Source organism: Nostoc sp. CCY0012, assembly GCF_963920855.1.
GTDB lineage: Bacteria > Cyanobacteriota > Cyanobacteriia > Cyanobacteriales > Nostocaceae > Cyanocohniella.
Window position 1 is genome coordinate 61,601 of the sequence record NZ_CAWUDM010000011.1, and the last position, 16,075, is coordinate 77,675.

18 protein-coding genes are annotated in these 16,075 nt (G+C 42.1%); 9 read left to right on the forward strand and 9 right to left on the reverse strand.

Going from position 1 to position 16,075, the window contains the following annotated elements:
* Window positions 1–157 precede the first annotated feature (157 nt).
* Complete coding sequence (locus ACM0OS_RS04795; RefSeq protein WP_414542020.1) at window positions 158–487, reverse strand: STAS domain-containing protein; 330 nt, start codon at window positions 485–487, stop codon at window positions 158–160.
* Between the two features lie 475 nt (window positions 488–962).
* Here ACM0OS_RS04795 and ACM0OS_RS04800 point away from each other — a divergent pair, with 475 nt between their 5' ends.
* The gene (locus ACM0OS_RS04800) at window positions 963–1,163 is read left to right on the forward strand and encodes a hypothetical protein (RefSeq protein ID WP_414542021.1); all 201 of its coding nucleotides are present in this window, start codon (window positions 963–965) and stop codon (window positions 1,161–1,163) included.
* A 180-nt stretch (window positions 1,164–1,343) separates the two neighbouring features.
* Here the strand turns inward: ACM0OS_RS04800 and ACM0OS_RS04805 are convergent, their stop codons facing one another.
* Window positions 1,344–1,706, reverse strand: a complete 363-nt coding sequence (locus tag ACM0OS_RS04805) for a hypothetical protein (RefSeq protein WP_414542022.1) — start codon at window positions 1,704–1,706, stop codon at window positions 1,344–1,346.
* Between the two features lie 300 nt (window positions 1,707–2,006).
* Here ACM0OS_RS04805 and clpS point away from each other — a divergent pair, with 300 nt between their 5' ends.
* Together clpS and ACM0OS_RS04815 are read left to right on the forward strand one after the other, a co-directional pair.
* Entirely contained in the window at window positions 2,007–2,288 is a 282-nt protein-coding gene (clpS, locus tag ACM0OS_RS04810; protein WP_414542023.1) for an ATP-dependent Clp protease adapter ClpS, read from the forward strand.
* A gap of 141 nt (window positions 2,289–2,429) precedes the next feature.
* On the forward strand, window positions 2,430–3,272 hold the full coding sequence (locus tag ACM0OS_RS04815; protein ID WP_414542024.1) for a lysostaphin resistance A-like protein: 843 nt from the start codon (window positions 2,430–2,432) through the stop codon (window positions 3,270–3,272).
* 29 nt (window positions 3,273–3,301) lie between these two features.
* On the opposite strand, the gene ACM0OS_RS04820 is transcribed toward ACM0OS_RS04815, so the two are convergent.
* The 3 genes from ACM0OS_RS04820 to ACM0OS_RS04830 all read right to left on the reverse strand — a co-directional run bounded on the left by ACM0OS_RS04820 (window position 3,302) and on the right by ACM0OS_RS04830 (window position 7,036).
* Complete coding sequence (locus tag ACM0OS_RS04820; RefSeq protein ID WP_414542025.1) at window positions 3,302–3,937, reverse strand: pentapeptide repeat-containing protein; 636 nt, start codon at window positions 3,935–3,937, stop codon at window positions 3,302–3,304.
* On the reverse strand, window positions 3,934–5,328 hold the full coding sequence (locus tag ACM0OS_RS04825) for a DICT sensory domain-containing protein (protein ID WP_414542026.1): 1,395 nt from the start codon (window positions 5,326–5,328) through the stop codon (window positions 3,934–3,936). The genes ACM0OS_RS04820 and ACM0OS_RS04825 overlap by 4 nt, the downstream gene beginning before the upstream one ends.
* Window positions 5,329–5,461: 133 nt before the next feature.
* Window positions 5,462–7,036: a photosystem II high light acclimation radical SAM protein gene (locus ACM0OS_RS04830; protein WP_414542027.1), complete on the reverse strand. Its 1,575-nt coding sequence runs from the start codon at window positions 7,034–7,036 to the stop codon at window positions 5,462–5,464.
* A gap of 583 nt (window positions 7,037–7,619) precedes the next feature.
* Here ACM0OS_RS04830 and ACM0OS_RS04835 point away from each other — a divergent pair.
* From ACM0OS_RS04835 to ACM0OS_RS04850, 4 genes are all read left to right on the forward strand, one after another.
* Window positions 7,620–7,997 (forward strand): DUF1830 domain-containing protein, encoded by a 378-nt coding sequence (locus ACM0OS_RS04835; RefSeq protein WP_414542028.1) that lies wholly within the window; start codon window positions 7,620–7,622, stop codon window positions 7,995–7,997.
* A 204-nt stretch (window positions 7,998–8,201) separates the two neighbouring features.
* Window positions 8,202–8,663, forward strand: a complete 462-nt coding sequence (locus ACM0OS_RS04840; RefSeq protein ID WP_414542029.1) for a DUF4079 domain-containing protein — start codon at window positions 8,202–8,204, stop codon at window positions 8,661–8,663.
* Window positions 8,664–8,759: 96 nt separating this feature from the next.
* The gene (locus ACM0OS_RS04845; RefSeq protein ID WP_414542030.1) at window positions 8,760–9,326 is read left to right on the forward strand and encodes a hypothetical protein; all 567 of its coding nucleotides are present in this window, start codon (window positions 8,760–8,762) and stop codon (window positions 9,324–9,326) included.
* Window positions 9,327–9,550: 224 nt separating this feature from the next.
* Window positions 9,551–10,345, forward strand: a complete 795-nt coding sequence (locus ACM0OS_RS04850; protein ID WP_414542031.1) for an ATP-binding cassette domain-containing protein — start codon at window positions 9,551–9,553, stop codon at window positions 10,343–10,345.
* Window positions 10,346–10,397: 52 nt separating this feature from the next.
* On the opposite strand, the gene ACM0OS_RS04855 is transcribed toward ACM0OS_RS04850, so the two are convergent.
* On the reverse strand, window positions 10,398–11,168 hold the full coding sequence (locus ACM0OS_RS04855) for a response regulator transcription factor (protein WP_414542032.1): 771 nt from the start codon (window positions 11,166–11,168) through the stop codon (window positions 10,398–10,400).
* A gap of 567 nt (window positions 11,169–11,735) precedes the next feature.
* Here ACM0OS_RS04855 and ACM0OS_RS04860 point away from each other — a divergent pair.
* The gene (locus ACM0OS_RS04860) at window positions 11,736–11,990 is read left to right on the forward strand and encodes a DUF6761 family protein (protein WP_414542033.1); all 255 of its coding nucleotides are present in this window, start codon (window positions 11,736–11,738) and stop codon (window positions 11,988–11,990) included.
* A 329-nt stretch (window positions 11,991–12,319) separates the two neighbouring features.
* Here the strand turns inward: ACM0OS_RS04860 and grxD are convergent, their stop codons facing one another.
* The 3 genes from grxD to ACM0OS_RS04875 form a co-directional block, all read right to left on the reverse strand.
* Entirely contained in the window at window positions 12,320–12,643 is a 324-nt protein-coding gene (grxD, locus tag ACM0OS_RS04865) for a Grx4 family monothiol glutaredoxin (RefSeq protein WP_414542034.1), read from the reverse strand.
* Between the two features lie 77 nt (window positions 12,644–12,720).
* The gene (locus ACM0OS_RS04870) at window positions 12,721–12,978 is read right to left on the reverse strand and encodes a BolA family protein (protein ID WP_414542035.1); all 258 of its coding nucleotides are present in this window, start codon (window positions 12,976–12,978) and stop codon (window positions 12,721–12,723) included.
* A 198-nt stretch (window positions 12,979–13,176) separates the two neighbouring features.
* The gene (locus tag ACM0OS_RS04875) at window positions 13,177–13,782 is read right to left on the reverse strand and encodes a hypothetical protein (protein ID WP_414542036.1); all 606 of its coding nucleotides are present in this window, start codon (window positions 13,780–13,782) and stop codon (window positions 13,177–13,179) included.
* A gap of 174 nt (window positions 13,783–13,956) precedes the next feature.
* On the opposite strand from ACM0OS_RS04875, the gene ACM0OS_RS04880 reads away from it, so the two are divergent.
* Window positions 13,957–16,059, forward strand: a complete 2,103-nt coding sequence (locus ACM0OS_RS04880) for a S8 family serine peptidase (RefSeq protein WP_414542037.1) — start codon at window positions 13,957–13,959, stop codon at window positions 16,057–16,059.
* Window positions 16,060–16,075 lie beyond the last annotated feature (16 nt).

Genomic DNA, 16,075 nt, shown 5'->3' on the forward strand with positions numbered 1-16,075 from the left:
TAATTGGCTGTGTTAATGAAGTTTTATCCGTTTAACTGACAACTCTTTTACACAAATTTACAGGAAGTCGCCCAATGATCTGATTTTTGTCGGGGTGGAATAAAGCTTCTTCCGCCTGCTGAGGGACTTGATTTCTTGGGATTATGTCAGAAATTCCTTATGCCACTGCCAAATCTAAGTTATCTTCAGATATTTCAAAAACTTCATCAAGTTGGGTTAGTTCTAAGATCATCCTGATTGATGAGGAAACAGAGCAGAGCTTAAAACTACGACCTAAATTCTGAGCTAGCTTGTGTGCAGACACTAATGCCATTAAGCCAGATTTATCTAAAAATTCTACTGCTGCTAAATCTACTAGCAAGAGAGAGACATCATGTTGCGCCAAGGCTGCTATCAGGTTTCGTTCCAACTCCAATGCATTGGCAGCACTTAGACAACCCTGAGGACGAATAACTGTAATTTTCGGACACTTCGGTACTGCTTGCATCTTCACATCCTAATTAAAGTTATTGAACCGTAAAGCCTGAGATTTATTTGAACATAAACTGTTTTTATCGCAGCGACTATAGGTCTGACCCCTCTTTGCTAAATCTTCATTACTTTAGTGGGTCTGTTTAAAGATTGTCATAAATACAGGGTAAAATGTGTTCATATATACTTTTTTTTCCATCTAGTTCTAAAACAATCAACATAGATCGCCCTAGAGCTAAAAAATCAACAGTAACTTTGCTGAAAAAGTCCACTGAGCCGATGAATAAAGTTAATTTAGCTCAGCCTCAGCTATATATTTAGATGCCATGATTTTTATGCTGGCTAGCGGCGCACACCAGGGTTAATGACAAGTTATTGAGCCAATTATCCTGTGATATGGATCACGTAGTTCAGGGTGGTTGGATCACATTTTATACCTAGATCTATCTTAGATAATTAGTATCATATTACATACAACTGGTTTATTACTTATGAGAACTAAGTACGCGATTCGTCAATTGGTAGAAAAAGCACTTGACATTAAAAAATTAACTCCCGAAATAGAAAATGAAATCAATTCGGAACTGACTCAAATGGGACACATTTCTGACGTTGATTACGAAGCCCTGGAGTTATTAATGGCAGAAATGGATGCGGGTAGAGTTAAGTTAGTACCTAGCTGGGGATATTAATTCTCAAGGTGAGTATTATTAATTTTTCCTTATCCTTAGCCAGTTTTGAGAGGAAATAGCAAAATTTAGTTAAAAAATACTAACAGCAGTGCTGATAGCAGGCACGATAGGATTGCTGGTGTTTTACCTTCATATTCAATATTGATCACACAAGTGTGGCGTAAACTGTGCTAGTGAGCATTAGTTTTTAGTCCCTACTCTCTCTTGATAAACTTGCCACATCTGCTGAATGAATTGATTAAATTGCTGTTTAGCGGCTGAATCTAATTCATTTTTTGGTTCTTTTGCCAAAATCTGACTTAAAAGCGAAACTACTTCTGTATCTAAAGCTGGTCGAAATAAATTGATGGGCCAAAGCAAATCTGATGCATCTCGCAAATCAGTAATTATTGGTGGTTCTTGAGCAAAGCCAACTAGCAGTAATGGACGCACCCAGCACAACTGCCGAGAAGTCACTAATTGGATGACTTCCCCATACAGATTTCTGTCACCATGCTCTAAAGACACAATTTGTCCTGGTTGAAAGTCTAAGCTCATGTTCATATTTAGCAGTTAGGGCTGTGACAAGCAGGGATTTTTGAGCAATTTTATGGGTTTTAAACGCAATTATGCGTTAATTTTGTGGAAAAATCCTTTAGAATTAAGCAAGTACTCACACCCGTGAATACTTGAAATATTACCTCATAATCGCCATCCTTATGCTGGCCTAGTCTATATCGCAGCAGAGTTTTTTCATGACATAACGTTTGGATAGACATGCGATAAGATAGGTAATTAACTGTTAAGTAAACACTAGACAGAGAATCTGTTGTAGTAAACCACCGAATCAAAGAGCAAAGAACCGTGTCAGTCGAAACCATTGAGAAGCGTTCCACATCCCGCAAGCTCGCGCCTCGGTATCGCGTTTTGCTCCATAACGACGACTACAACTCTATGGAGCATGTGGTACAGTCATTAATAACCACAGTACCGAGCCTGACTCAGCCCCAGGCTGTGAGCATTATGATGGAAGCCCATACTAACGGCATGGCTTTAGTCATTACTTGCGCTCAAGAACATGCTGAGTTTTATTGCGAAACACTGAAAGGTCATGGTTTAAGTAGCACCATTGAACCTGAGGAATAAATTAGATAATGAAATCGAGTTTTCCTCACAGGGTAGGAAGACAGCAAAAAGTCAAAAGTAAAGGGTAAAACTAAAAGATGTTTTCTCTAACTTTTGACTTTGATATTGTCCCCTTCCTTAATTTTTGATGACAATTTTTTTATGAAAATAAACCTTGCCCGTTTAGCCCAACGCCCTGTCCTGATGAGGTTGGGCTATTTTGTTGTAAGTTTATTGCTGCTATGGTTGCCTTTGGCTGCACCCATTTACTTATTAGTTAGTGATTCTAATTTAGTAAGTATATTGACAATGGTGTTGCTATATACGCAGTTTATTTTTCTTTTAAAACTATGGGGTAAAAACGTCTACCAACAACCCCGAATACTACAGCAGTATGGCTTAGAAATCACCCGAAAAAATGCTGTAGATTTGTTGAGTGGTTTAGCTCTAGGGCTAATTAATATTCTGATATTGTTTGGGCTACAAGGTTTGTTAGGTTGGTTGGTGTGGCAACAACCGCAAGTTGTTTTGTTAAAAATTATTTTAGAGGGTTTAATTGTTTCTTTAGGTGTCGGTTTCGCAGAAGAGTTATTATTTCGAGGCTGGTTACTTGACGAGTTGCAACGGGACTATAGCCAAAGTGCAGCACTGTGGATAAATTCTGTTGTTTTTGCGGCTTTGCACTTTATTAAGCCGTTGGATGTCATTATGCGAATATTACCGCAGTTTCCCACTTTAATACTATTGGGGTTAACGCTGGTATGGGGTAAACGCTGGCGGAGGGGACGCTTGGGTTTACCTATTGGTTTACATGGTGGTTTAGTTTGGGGATATTACATCATTAATGTGGGAAATTTAATTGAATATTCTGGCCAAGTTCCTGATTGGGTAACAGGTGTAGATCAAAATCCCCTACAAGGAGTTATGGGTTTAGCATTTATGGCTGTACTTGCTGTGTTGATGTGGGGGCGAGCAAATACTAAATCTAAAACGGTATCAATTTGACAACGTTATGGTGATTCTTGATGTAGTCGCTAAACTATCTCAACTACTGTACCCACCAAACACGCTTTATCTAAATTCACCCCGCTCAAATTTGCTCCTTCTAGCTCTGCACAGAGTAGATTGGCGCCCGTGAAGTTCGCCCCCGCCAGATTTGCCCCGCGTAAGTCAGCTTCTTCTAAATTGGCTTCATTCAACACAGTTCCTTGCAAATCGGCACGACTTAAATCAGCACCTTTAAGATTTGCCCCCGTCAAGTTAGCACCACGCAAATCAGCACCGCGTAAATCAACTCCTTGTAAGTTAACGTTCATCAAATTGGCACCACTCAAGAAAGCACCAGCCAACGATACATCGCTGAGTCTCGCCCCCATCAGGTTAGCACCGCGCAAATTACTACCCCGCAAGTCAGCACTTGTTAAGTCTGCTTGCATTAAGTTGGCTCCCATGAGGTTGGCCCGCAAGTCAGTTTCTTGCAAGTTGGCTCCCATAAAATTCGCACCCTCGAAATGCCCACCTTCGAGTTTGGAACCTGTGAAATTAGTCCCAACTAGGGTAGCACCTGCAAGATTGATGCGGCTTAGATCGAGTTGAGAAAGTTCCTCATCTTCTAAATTGGCACCTGGGAGTTGTTTGAGTTTTCCTGATTTAATGGCTTCAATATTCATTTGGGGTAATTACTCATTTCCTGACTAGTCTTATGGCTATCCCATCGGGAATCAAGTAGCCAGACACCGGTGCTGACTTTGGGTGACATCAGGGGTAAGTCTAGCCCTTGCTGTAAACCCATAACTAATAAAGTTAGAGCATCTACAAGTTTTGGATCAAAACGGATTGATTGTTGCTGTCTGCATTCATCTAAAGCCTGAGCAAAGATTTCTGCGCGAGTGTTCGGGGATGATTTTAAATTATTGACTCGCCACTGAAAATCCGCAACTAAGGTCAAGATTCTTGACTCTAGAGGAATTTCATCTCCAGCTAACCCTGCTGGTTCTCCTGTGCCGTTCCACCACTCGGTTTGGTGGGTAATAATTTGGGCAACTGCCCGTAGTCTAGACATGGTTCGCAATACCTGGGCCCCTGGTACCAAGGGACAAGTTAAGGCGCAACTGGGGGCTTGTTCCTGGTAGCGGGTGGATGTACCGGGAGTCAAAACGCTTTCTGCTGTTTGGAGTGGATCTATACGATGTAACAAACCTGCTAGTCGTAATCTTTTAATCTGCCATGCAGGTAGTTCTAAAAGTTGCCCCATCATCTCGGAAAGTGCGACTACTTCCGCTGCTGCCATTGGGTTGTTAACATCGGCCATGTCCATCAATTGCGCCATCCGCAAAAATGCTTGAATTTCGTTAGAAACCAAGTTGCGATCTAAAGCTTGTTGACGCAGCGCTGTGGGGATGGATAAATTCTCTTGTCCCGTCTGGAGATAATCTACAACACGGGAGACAACTGCACTCAAATGTTTTGGGGCAGCTAGATGAGACTGGATGGCATTTTGATGGGCAACGAGTTTTTGTGCTAGTTCTGGGTTGTATTGTTGAATTTGGGCGATCGCTAACTTTGCTGTTTCTTGCACTAACTCTGGCTCAAATGTCCACAAGCCATAGAATTTGCGCTCTAAATCTGAATCTGGTATTCCACCCGCGCCATAGTCAGCTTCTGATAACTCTTGACAAAGTACCATGGCTGTGTATTCAGGCGATAGAATAATTAAGTGCCACTCTTGCGCCACTGGATCTGCTGAATTTAATGCCACTAAGTCCACGTTGGGTAGTTGGCTGGTGGGATGTTCCGCAAAACCAGCATCCGCTGCTGCCATAATCACGATTTCGCTGCTGCACTTAGCCATATCTGCATATCTTTGGGCTTCTTGCAGATACCATTTGCCTTGTTGGAAGGCTGCGATTACTAAAGGTGTACTATTTTCGCTTAATATATGGTCTTCTAAGGCATGGCACAAAGCAACTAAGGTATTTTTGTAGTAAACCCCAAATCTAATTGGTCTAGTGCTTTGGCGGTGTGCTGTTTCTAGTTGTTGTAAAATTGAACCTTCTAACATGGGCTGTCATAATTCTTAATTCGTCATAGTAGCTCCAGGCAGGCTACGCCAAGGTTGTTGGAAACTAGAGACTAGAGGCTAGGGGTTAGTGAATTAATTAGTCCTTAGTCCCTAGTCCCTAGTCCCTAGTCCCTTATGATACGCCTGCTAACCGTTTGTCTTGCTGTTCTATAGGCGCGGAAAGTGCTTCTTCTAAATCAGCACAACCCAATTTTTCTTCTAAGATTTTCATAACTTCGCGTCCGAAGTCGTTGGGGTTTTGTTGCCAAGCTTGTAAGCAGACTTCTCCGAAGAATGAACCCAGAGGTTCAGGGTTCCAAAGCAGTTTTTTCGCTGTCCACGGCATTAAGCTCATGGGATTGTAACCTGGTTTGAGAATACCTTCTTTAAAGGCATATTCTTCTAAATGGGTATGGGGTTGTAGTCCTATGAAGAAGATAGCAGGTTCAACTTTATCCGCACCAAAAATCTTTTCTAGTTCGCGGTGGTAGGCGATGGTTTGACGAATGGTTTCGGGACGTTCGTCAATGACGTTAAAGGAGTAGTTGACGGAAACTAAATCGTTAAAACCCGCTGTTTTTAAGTCACGGCAGTTTTGCAAGACGGTTCGCAGGTTGTAACCCATCCGCATTTTCCGCACAAGTTCTTGAGAACCACTGGTGATACCGATTTCAAAGTAGTTCATCCCGGTTTTTGCCATCAAGTCGCACAATTCTGGTGTCAGGTTGTCAGCTCTGATGTATGCTGCCCAGTGAATATCTGTCATCCCAGAATCGACAATTTTTTGTAGCAGTTCTACAGCATCGTCGATAAATTTGCGTGCGGGGATGAATTGGGCATCAGTAAACCAGAAGTTGCGAATGCCACGATTATATAGTTGGCGCATTTCAGCAACTACTTCATCGGCTGGATTGATGCGGACTTGTTTACCTTCAACGACGGTGTAGACGCAATAACAACAGTTATGGGGACAACCACGCTTGGTTTGGACACCTATATAAAAGTCTTGTTCTTGCAGGTAATAGTTAAATTCCGGCCAGATAGTTTCTATATAGTCGTAGTTACAGGCGGTTTTTTCTAGTGGGGTGGGTTGTTCATGAATCATTCGTTGCCGTGGTTGTGTTTCACCAACTACATAGCAGCGTTCATCCTGAATTTCTCTGCCACTCAAAAGTTTTTCTAGCAGGGTTTCTCCTTCACCCACAGAAATAATTGTTCCTTGGGGTAAGCTTTTGCCCAACTGTTCATAAAATACACTGACTGCACCGCCACCGACAACGGCATGGGCATCAGGATGATATTTCTGGGCGCGTTGCAAACCACGTTTGATTAATCCCTGGTTGCGCCACAACTCTAGATAGTAAGCAATAAAGATTCTTAAACCGCCAAAGGCCCCGCGTAGCTTAATCAAGAGATTTTTGGCGTAGTAAAATTCAAAGGCGTTTTGCAGTGGGTTACCACCGCGCCCGCCCACTGGGGCATAAATTTGAATATCCCGCCATGAAAAGACTAGCAGTGTAGGTTTAAATTCATCGATACAACTATCGAGAGCGGAGCCATAATCTAATGGCGGTACTGTTCCCAAATCAAAAATTCGCTGTTCGATGCTGGGAAATAGCTTGTGGATATGATCGCTAAGATATACAACCCCAATGGGAAAGATGGGGTTACAAGGAAGGCGAACGTAGAGAATTCGATTTTCCATCATGGATGCTGTAACTTGTATCTTGCCGTTCTTTGAGAAAAAAGTGCGTTTAAACTGTGTTTTTGTGTTGATTCCCCTGTTGCTAACAATTATGCTTGACATTTAAGCCAATTGTTGAGATGGGTTTATCTGGGTTGGTGATCGCGGGAAATAGTTAAATTTGCACCGCAACAAACAAAATAGATAGATTTTATGAGGAAGTTTGTCATATATCTTTACCATAACATTGAGTTTGTCTATTAAGCGATGATTCCTGGCTGTAAGTCTGGGGAGGGATGAAATAAATCAACCCACTTGTACACTAAGGAAATATCAAGATGTGCCTGGTATACCTAACTCACGGTGACCAGATAAAATTGATATCTGACACGTTTATTACTAATACAAAATTTTAGAGCCTTCTAAAGAAGTGTATATTTTTACGAAGGTAGATTGTTTTATATAATTTTCATAACTTGAACATGCATTTAGATAGATATAACGTAGAAAATTTCAGTTGGTAGTCGGAGTTACAGCATGTCGGGATCGTCAAGTGTTAGTTTTATTTGTGTAATGTAAAATTGTGGCGTAAAGCTCCTCCGCAGTTATGGCTCAAATATTAGATTCTCTACCACCTGAGCAATCGGGGAAGATCCTCTGCTGTTACGTTAATGCTACGAGTAAAATTCAAATTGCTCGCATTTGCAATATTGCCAACTGGTACTTTGAAAGAGTTGTTTTTCCTGGACAGCGCCTTGTTTTTGAAGCTCCCCAAGCAGCGCAAATGGAGATTCACACGGGGATGATGGCCAGTGCAATTTTGTCGGATAATATTCCGTGCGATCGCTTGGCGATTAACGACCCTAACATTAGTGAGTTTAATACAGACTCTATAGGCATCGACGCTATCAGTACAAAACCATTAGCACAGTCAATTAATACAAAACATGAAGATACAACAAAACCCTTAACAATTGCTGGTTAAGCATCCATTGATTAAGAAAACAATTTTTTTTCTCTTTGGGGTTGTTGAATTTGACAACCCTTTTGATTTAGTCATTGGTCATTATTAAAAGGGAACAGGTAACAGGGAACGGGTAATGGGTAACAGGAAAACTTCTACTTTATTCCTTACACTTCTTCATCTTTCCACCTCCCCATTGCCCCTTTAGCATCTACAATCGAAGTTATGAATTTGCCTTCTTTTCTTTGGTTGTGGAAAATAGCCGCTTGGTCGATGGGGTTATCGCTACTGGCGTATTTGCTGTTAGCACTGACAGGTGTGTGGATGTTTCAGGATAGAACTTCGCCCAATTTTACGGGTTTTCCCTGGGTGATTGGTGGACGTAGGGGCGTGCGATCGCTCCACTATACAATGGGCATCACGATGGTCAGTTTAGTGCTGCTACTGCTGGTTATTGGTATTGTTGGCACCTTAGGACACTTTGGTTCCTTAGGACACTCACAACACTTGATTTCTGGGTTGATAGTAGTAGTATTAGTTTTACTCTCTGCATTCAGTGCCACACAAATTAGTGCTAGGCGTTCTTGGGCTAGACCTTTACATATCGGTGTGAATATTATTTTATTTGCAGGTTTTGCCTGGGTGTCGCTTACAGGTTGGAGTGTCGTGCAAAAGTATTTGCCTTAATCCAAAATCCTTGCCGAAATCTGAGTTTATTATTAGGGCTTTAGCCCTGACTGCAAACTTTTATTAAAATAAATAAAAAAGTATTGTAATTAATCTGTGACAGCAACTCCAGCTAATACCTCAGTTTCGGTTTTTCGCTTATCTCCGTTAATTCGGATCACACTGTTGAGCCTATATATAGCACTGACAGTACCATTACCTTTTTTATCCCAGGTAACAGCTGCGCCAGTATCGCCAGCATTATTGTGGGTGGGGATTAGTATAGGCTTTATTGCTTTATATGCAATATTGACCGAACAAGTAATTATAAATGACCAGGAAATTCAAGTTACATACCCCGCCTGGGTTCCTCGTTTTTTCCGTAAAGGTTGGGTGTTACCTTGGTCAGAGGTAAAAGAATTAAAACCCCGCTCAACTGGTCAAGGGGGACTAGTTTATTATTTTCTCAGCCAAGATGGAAAAGCTTATTTATTACCGATGCGTGTCGCCGGATTTGCCCGTTTGGTAAAATTCGTAGAAACCAAGACAGGCATAGATACCACAGATGTTCGCCCCTTAGCGCAGCCGTGGATGTATTTGATTTTATTGGGATTTACTCTGTTGTTATTGTTAGTAGATGCGTGGACTATCACTACGGCACTAGCTCTGGGAAAATTAACTTAAATAGGAAGAGGGGAGTGGGGAGTAGGGAGAAGAAGCAGGGGGGCAGGGGAGCCACTGCGGTGGACGGGTTCCCCGGCATAAAGCAAGTGGCGTGGCAGGGAGCAGGGGAGAAAAACTTCTAGCTATGACCAACATTTTCCCTATTGCCTTGTCCCCTTGTCCCCTTGTCCCCTTGTCCCCCTTGCCTCCTCATCCCAGTCCCCAATCCCCTATCAAGGTTGAACTTGGAGAATATCACTACAACAGCCCAATTAAGGCTAGAACAAGTTAATTTCTTTGCCAAACTGAAAGCCCAACTTCAGGGATACCCGATATTACAGGATATTTCCTTTGAGGTGTTTCCAGGCGATGGCTCCGCCAACACCTGCGGTGAACGCATTGCCATTGTGGGCCCATCTGGTGCGGGTAAGACTTCGCTACTACGCCTAATTAATCGCCTGAGTGAACCCACTAGTGGCAAAATTTATTTAGGAAAACAGGAATATCACCAAATTTCTGTTTTGCAGTTACGTCAGGAGATCACACTGGTACTACAAGAGTCAAAATTGTTGGGAATGACAGTCCAGCAGGCTTTGGCTTATCCTTTAGTTTTGCGTGGTTTGCCTAAACCCACAATTCAGCAACGAGTTGATTACTGGATTGAACAACTACATATTTCCAGTGAATGGCTAGGCAAAACTGAATTACAACTTTCTGTGGGACAGCGACAATTAGTAGCGATCGCTCGTGCCTTAGTCATCCAACCGAAAGTGTTACTATTGGATGAGCCAACATCTGCCTTGGATGCTGGTACTGCTGCTCATCTAATGCAAGTTTTCATCCAGCTATCTCAAACTCATCAAACCACAATTTTGATGGTCAATAACCAACTGGATTTAGCCCAGGGATTCTGTAACCGACTGTTATATCTCCAGCAAGGTCAGTTATTGACAGACCAACCAGCTGCTAGGGTAGATTGGGTAAATTTACGAGAAAACTTGATTCAAGCAGAAAACCAAGCAGCTGAGGAATGGCTTTAAAAATTCCTCCCAAAAAATTAACTTTGGAAGTTTTTGATAAATTTGTTTCTCCCTATGATGTTTGAGTACTCAGTGTAGAACGTGGATTGCTGAATCTTTCTTTGGTTAACTTGGTTTGTGACTGCGGAATATTGGAATTTAAAATTTCCATGTTAAATCTATAGCCCACATTACGGATAGTTTGAATCAAACTAGGTTGACGGGGATCAAGTTCAACTTTTTTTCGCAGCGATAAAACATGAGTATCAATGGTGCGCGGGTTATCAATAGCGTCAGGCCACGCACGACGCAATAATTCCGATCTACTTAGAGGCACTCCCCCAGCTTGCGCTAAAACGTACAACAAACTAAATTCCTGGGGCGTTAAATCAATAAACTCCCCTTGGAATCGGACACGTCGCTGTACTAAATCAATTTGCAAACTGCCATAATCCAGGTAAGCTGGTGCAGTAGGTGTGCGCTTGCGACGGATTAATACCTCTACCCTAGCCAGAAACTCTTGCATTCCAAAAGGTTTACTTAAATAGTCATCTGCCCCCGCTTTTAAGCCGGCAACAATATCAGCTTCATTGTTACGGGCAGATAGCATCAAAATTAGAGGCTGTTGCTGACGATGCAACCAACGGCAAAACTCTATGCCATCACCATCAGGCAAATCGGCATCAAGAATTACCAGTGTTGGTTGATGGCTTAAAAACACTTCCCTTGCTTGATAAATACTGGCGGCTTGATGCACACGGTATTCTAACTGTTGCAAGTGCCATCCCAGCAACGACCTCAGATGGGGATTCCCCTCAACGATTTCAATACAAACCGAACCCACAGCGGCAAGACCCCTTAGCGTCGATGACTTTCAAAGTAACAAGCCCATGCTCAAGGTTTTGTAGTCTTTGTTACTCCAATTACTATTAGCTTCGGATTTGCTCATCTCAAAAGTGAAAAAATCTTGAATTGATGCCTTGTCCAAAGCTAAGTTAGTAATATTCTTTAATTTTTTCTTAAATTTTTGTTAGACTAATCAAAAGTTCTTTTTGGTAAACATCTTCCCAAAGATGGGTTTTGCTGGCCAATAAACTCTCGATTAACAGGGAAAGCGCTACTTGAGCTATATCTTAGCCTACTTGTATAGATGATTACATTTTGCATAAACTACTTATGTCAGCCCCCATCAATCAACTTGGGTTGTTGACAAAAAGAATCATAAGAATAACTTACCGAATAACCTATTCCAAATTTTATGGAATAGGATCAGATCACGTCATAGCCACTGAAGGATCTCACCTAGGGTAGATTTTTGTCGTTAGTTAATGGCAAGAAAGTAGAAGTAACACTTCACATTTGGGCGTGAATCATTTACAATTCTCATTCCAAAGAGATTAACACAGCAGTTATGCTTCAAGACACACAAACCATCCGCTATTACCAACGAATTACCGACGCCTTCGTCGATTTATGGAATCGCGGTTATCGCACGGACGATATGCGGATGTATTTGGATGGATATCTAGCCGCACTGCGACATAGTAATGCCATTGAACCGATTCTGATTCATCGCTTAGAGGAGGAAGCTAGCCGCTATTTGTACGATGCTTCAAATTTTGTGATGACGCAAACACAAACACAAGCACAAGCTGATTACTACTAATGTCTTGTCTCAGACATTGAAGGTAACCATAGATTAACGCAGACGATTATAGCATATTGTTTGCTTTGATCAAGGGTATATTGGTGTGAAATTTTTGGAGATATTATTTTTGATAAAAATATCCCCTCAGAAGTATTTTTGGTGTTGCCAATTCCTCTGAGGGGATTTTTGGATGATAGGGATTGGGGAACCCCCCTGGGGATAAGGGGTAATGGGGAGATGAAATGTACCTCAGTCAGTTACAATTCCCCTGACTCTACTGATATAACTGCCGATATAACTAAGTACTAATTCAGCAGCCAAGTAGAGTAGATGCTGCTAGCAAAATATTAGGAAGCTAGTGCCACTTCAACTAGTTGCTGCAATTCACCTTTTTGGTACAGTTCAATGAGAATATCTGAACCACCGACAAACTGACCGTCAATATACACTTGGGGGATTGTGGGCCAGTTGGAATATTCTTTAATGCCTTGACGAATTTCCTGGTCTGAGAGAACGTCAATTGTCTCAAAGGGAACTCCCAATGTATTGAGAATCTGCACGACGTTGTTGGAGAAACCACACTGAGGCATCAGTTTGTTTCCTTTCATGAAAACTAATATCTTGTTTTGTTGTACCAAGTTATCAATTTTTTCTTGAGTTTCTGGGTTCATGGTCTGTTTGTTCCTATGTTGCTAATAGCCAAGATGTCGATAGTCAACCATCAATAGTCAATGGGGACTGATTGATTTTACGAAGCGGCTGTTGCTTGCCATGCTTCAGGTGTATAGGTTTTTACAGCTAAAGCATGAATCGCTTCAGTTGACATAGCTTGCCGCAACGCACCATAAACTAACTGGTGTTGTTGTACCAGTCCCTTATTGGCAAACTGCGATGAAACTACTGTCACTTGATAGTGGTCACCGCCACCAGTCAAGTCTTGCACCTGAATTTGGGCGTCTGGCAGTTCCGCCTTGATCATTTCCTCAACCTGCTGCGGATTAATCATCGCAATTCCTGAAAAAACTTACTTTTCTATTATTAACAGATACAGATATGAAGCGGATACCCTGGCCTAATTTGAGTTTTTCACAGGCTAGGGGTAAACGCGTCTTGGAGGTTTATGTGAGCTATCGCTTGATAAAACCCAACTCATGGTAGATAGTTCCATACTACCATTGGGGTCTTTCCAGAAGGTGGAGAGAGTTTATTGACTTGGGGTAGAAGAAGAAGAACTACCTTGTCTGGGAAAAGGTGCATCCACAAAACCCAACTCAAATAACTGCTGATAAGCCTTCTTGCCTAAATCCCGCGTGGGGTTTTGACTTTTAATAATCTGAATTAACAACGGTACGGCTAATTCTGGCTGATTCTGCGCCCGATGTACCAATGCTAGCTGGTAGGTGGCTTCGTCGCGCTTTTGGGCAGTCTCTAGGGCTTTTTGACGCTGGGAATCGGAAACTCGATTGTCAATTCCTGTAAAGCTAGCATTGAGTTCTTGATAAAAATTAGATAGCTGATTATAAACCTGACGAGCTTCTTGGAGTTTTTTGGCAGCTAAAGCGTAGTTTTGAGCAGAAACGGCTTGATTTGCCTCTTGCATCAGCCGTTGTCCTCCCTCAATACTTAAAACGCTGTTATTTTGGGCTGTAGGACGCAAAGTATTGGGATCGTCAGGTTCAATGATTTGTACTTGACTATAAAGAGTAGGTAGCTTTTGTACTTGAGCCTGAACAGGTGATAGCAGGCTAAGAACTGCGATAAATGATAAAGAAGTAAAGCTAATTAAAGGAGCAACGGCGGCAGAGTTCATGGGGTCAATTAGTGCGAAAACTATATAGAAAAGGAATGGAAACTTCGGGTATCTTAACTCTGTTTTCGTTCGTAACAAAACAAAGCTACATACTGTAGTTCCTCTGATTTAGACTGAAAATCGGTTTAATCGAGTTCCCTTTGCTCGTGTATACAATTAACTAAAATCACCCTTATGAATGATCCCGTTAATTCCTCTGATTTTTCCACCACAGGTTTACCAGCAAGCAGCTTGGGAATAGTTTTACAACGCGGTGGTGAAGAATTGATGTTAGAAAAAGCTTTAGACCGCTTCACCATTCGGCCAACTATCGACCTGACTCACCAACAATTATCCCAGGTTAGTTGGGGCATTTGGCAGCGGAGTATTCCCCAAGCCCATTTAGAACTGTTTACGGTTGTACCCACTGAGTTAGAGGCTGCTATGTCTCAAGCAAGGGACTCAGAAAATGTGGCTTTTGCTGGTCATGTTTACACAATTAAAGATAATCCTGGGGCTATTGTTTATCTGAATGACCAAGTGACCATTCAATGTGCCTCGGCGGTGGATGTAGCTAAAGTTGACGCCATCGCTGCTAGCTTGGGCTTAGTTAAGGAAAAACCTGTTCTTGGTTTACCTTATACTTTTGTGTTTCGCGTTAGCAAACAAGCCACAGAAAACCCCCTCAAAATTACTAACCGCTTGCAACAATTGCCAGAAATATTGGCAGCTGAACCAAATATCCTGATTAAAAGTGAATCACATTATCGACCTAGTGATCCCCTGTATTCTCAACAATGGTATTTAGCCCACAACGGCGGTAATCAGTTGGCGGCAAACTCTCATATTGCGGTGGAACAAGCTTGGGATATTACTCGCGGTGTGCGTTCTGTAGTGGTTGCGGTAGTAGATGACTCGTTTGATTTGAACCATCCAGACTTTCAAGGTAGCGGCAAAATTGTTGCCCCTAGAGATTTCAAAAAAAATGGCTTTTTACCGATACCAGGTGAGCGAGAAACCAGTCATGGGACAGCTTGTGCGGGGCTAGTGATTGCCGAAGAAAATGGTGCGGGTATCGTCGGGGTAGCGCCTGGTTGTGCTTTGATGCCAATTCGCAGTACTGGTTTTTTGGATGATGAATCCATTGAAGAGATTTTCAACTGGGCCATTGACAAAGGTGCCAGTGTAATTTCTTGCAGTTGGGGTGCTTCTGCTGTGTATTTCCCTTTGTCTTTGCGCCAACGCGCGGCTATTACTCGTGCTGCTACTACAGGACGTAAGGGTAAAGGTTGCGTAATTTTATTTGCTGCGGGTAATGCCAACCGCCCGGTAAATGGAACTGTTTTTGAACGCAATTGGCCAGATAATCTTTTACGCGGTAATACAGAATGGTTAAGTGGTTTCTCGGTACATCCAGATGTGATTACTGTTGCTGCTTCTACTAGTTTGAACAGGAAGGCGGCTTATAGTAATTGGGGTAGTAATATTGCTGTGTGTGCGCCTAGTAACAATGCCCCACCAGGAATATCATTTCAAGGTAGAGGATTTTTGAATACCCAACCTGCGATCGCAACTTCTCTGCACGGGCGAGGTATATTAACTACTGACCAAATAGGCGCCGCAGGTTATGAACCGGGTGACTTTACCAGCAACTTTGGCGGTACTTCTAGTGCTACTCCCATTGTCGCAGGTGTGGCAGCCTTGGTTTTGTCAGCAAATCCTGACTTAACGGCACAACAAGTCAAACTGATTTTGGAAGAAAGCACTGATAAAATTGTGGACTCTGAACCAGATCCTCAGTTGGGTATGCGTGCAGGTACTTATGATAGCAATGGGCATTCTCAGTGGTTTGGTTATGGCAAAGTGAATGCAACTAAGGCAGTACAAGCTGCCCAGCGACTACGTAGTTCTGTATCATCAGCAACCAAAGAAATTAAAGTCAGGAATACTAATCAGTTGACGATTCCAGATAATAATTTACAGGGCATTAGAAGTGCGATCGCAGTTTCCGAATCTAGCATTATTAAAGATATTCAAATAACAGTTAATATCACCCATGATTTTCTCGGCGATTTAGAAATTTATTTAATAGCCCCCAATAATAAAATGGTGTTGTTGCAAAATCGGACATTAGGACGTCGTACTAGTTTGCAGACGACTTATACCATGCGATCGCATCCTATTTTAAAACGGTTGCTATCCTTGTCAGCTAGAGGTAATTGGCAGTTATGGTTAATTGACCATGTGCCACAAGATGTAGGCAAAATTAACAGTTGGGAATTGATTTTGGGTATTTAATCATTGGTCATCGATG

Coding starts and splice junctions, on each gene's coding strand:
- ACM0OS_RS04795 (WP_414542020.1), bottom strand. CDS start 487: ATGCAAGCAGTACCGAAGTGTCCGAAAATTACAGTTATTCGTCCTCAG.
- ACM0OS_RS04800 (WP_414542021.1), top strand. CDS start 963: ATGAGAACTAAGTACGCGATTCGTCAATTGGTAGAAAAAGCACTTGAC.
- ACM0OS_RS04805 (WP_414542022.1), bottom strand. CDS start 1,706: ATGAACATGAGCTTAGACTTTCAACCAGGACAAATTGTGTCTTTAGAG.
- ACM0OS_RS04815 (WP_414542024.1), top strand. CDS start 2,430: ATGAAAATAAACCTTGCCCGTTTAGCCCAACGCCCTGTCCTGATGAGG.
- ACM0OS_RS04820 (WP_414542025.1), bottom strand. CDS start 3,937: ATGAATATTGAAGCCATTAAATCAGGAAAACTCAAACAACTCCCAGGT.
- ACM0OS_RS04825 (WP_414542026.1), bottom strand. CDS start 5,328: ATGTTAGAAGGTTCAATTTTACAACAACTAGAAACAGCACACCGCCAA.
- ACM0OS_RS04830 (WP_414542027.1), bottom strand. CDS start 7,036: ATGATGGAAAATCGAATTCTCTACGTTCGCCTTCCTTGTAACCCCATC.
- ACM0OS_RS04835 (WP_414542028.1), top strand. CDS start 7,620: ATGGCTCAAATATTAGATTCTCTACCACCTGAGCAATCGGGGAAGATC.
- ACM0OS_RS04840 (WP_414542029.1), top strand. CDS start 8,202: ATGAATTTGCCTTCTTTTCTTTGGTTGTGGAAAATAGCCGCTTGGTCG.
- ACM0OS_RS04860 (WP_414542033.1), top strand. CDS start 11,736: ATGCTTCAAGACACACAAACCATCCGCTATTACCAACGAATTACCGAC.
- grxD (WP_414542034.1), bottom strand. CDS start 12,643: ATGAACCCAGAAACTCAAGAAAAAATTGATAACTTGGTACAACAAAAC.
- ACM0OS_RS04870 (WP_414542035.1), bottom strand. CDS start 12,978: ATGATTAATCCGCAGCAGGTTGAGGAAATGATCAAGGCGGAACTGCCA.
- ACM0OS_RS04875 (WP_414542036.1), bottom strand. CDS start 13,782: ATGAACTCTGCCGCCGTTGCTCCTTTAATTAGCTTTACTTCTTTATCA.
- ACM0OS_RS04880 (WP_414542037.1), top strand. CDS start 13,957: ATGAATGATCCCGTTAATTCCTCTGATTTTTCCACCACAGGTTTACCA.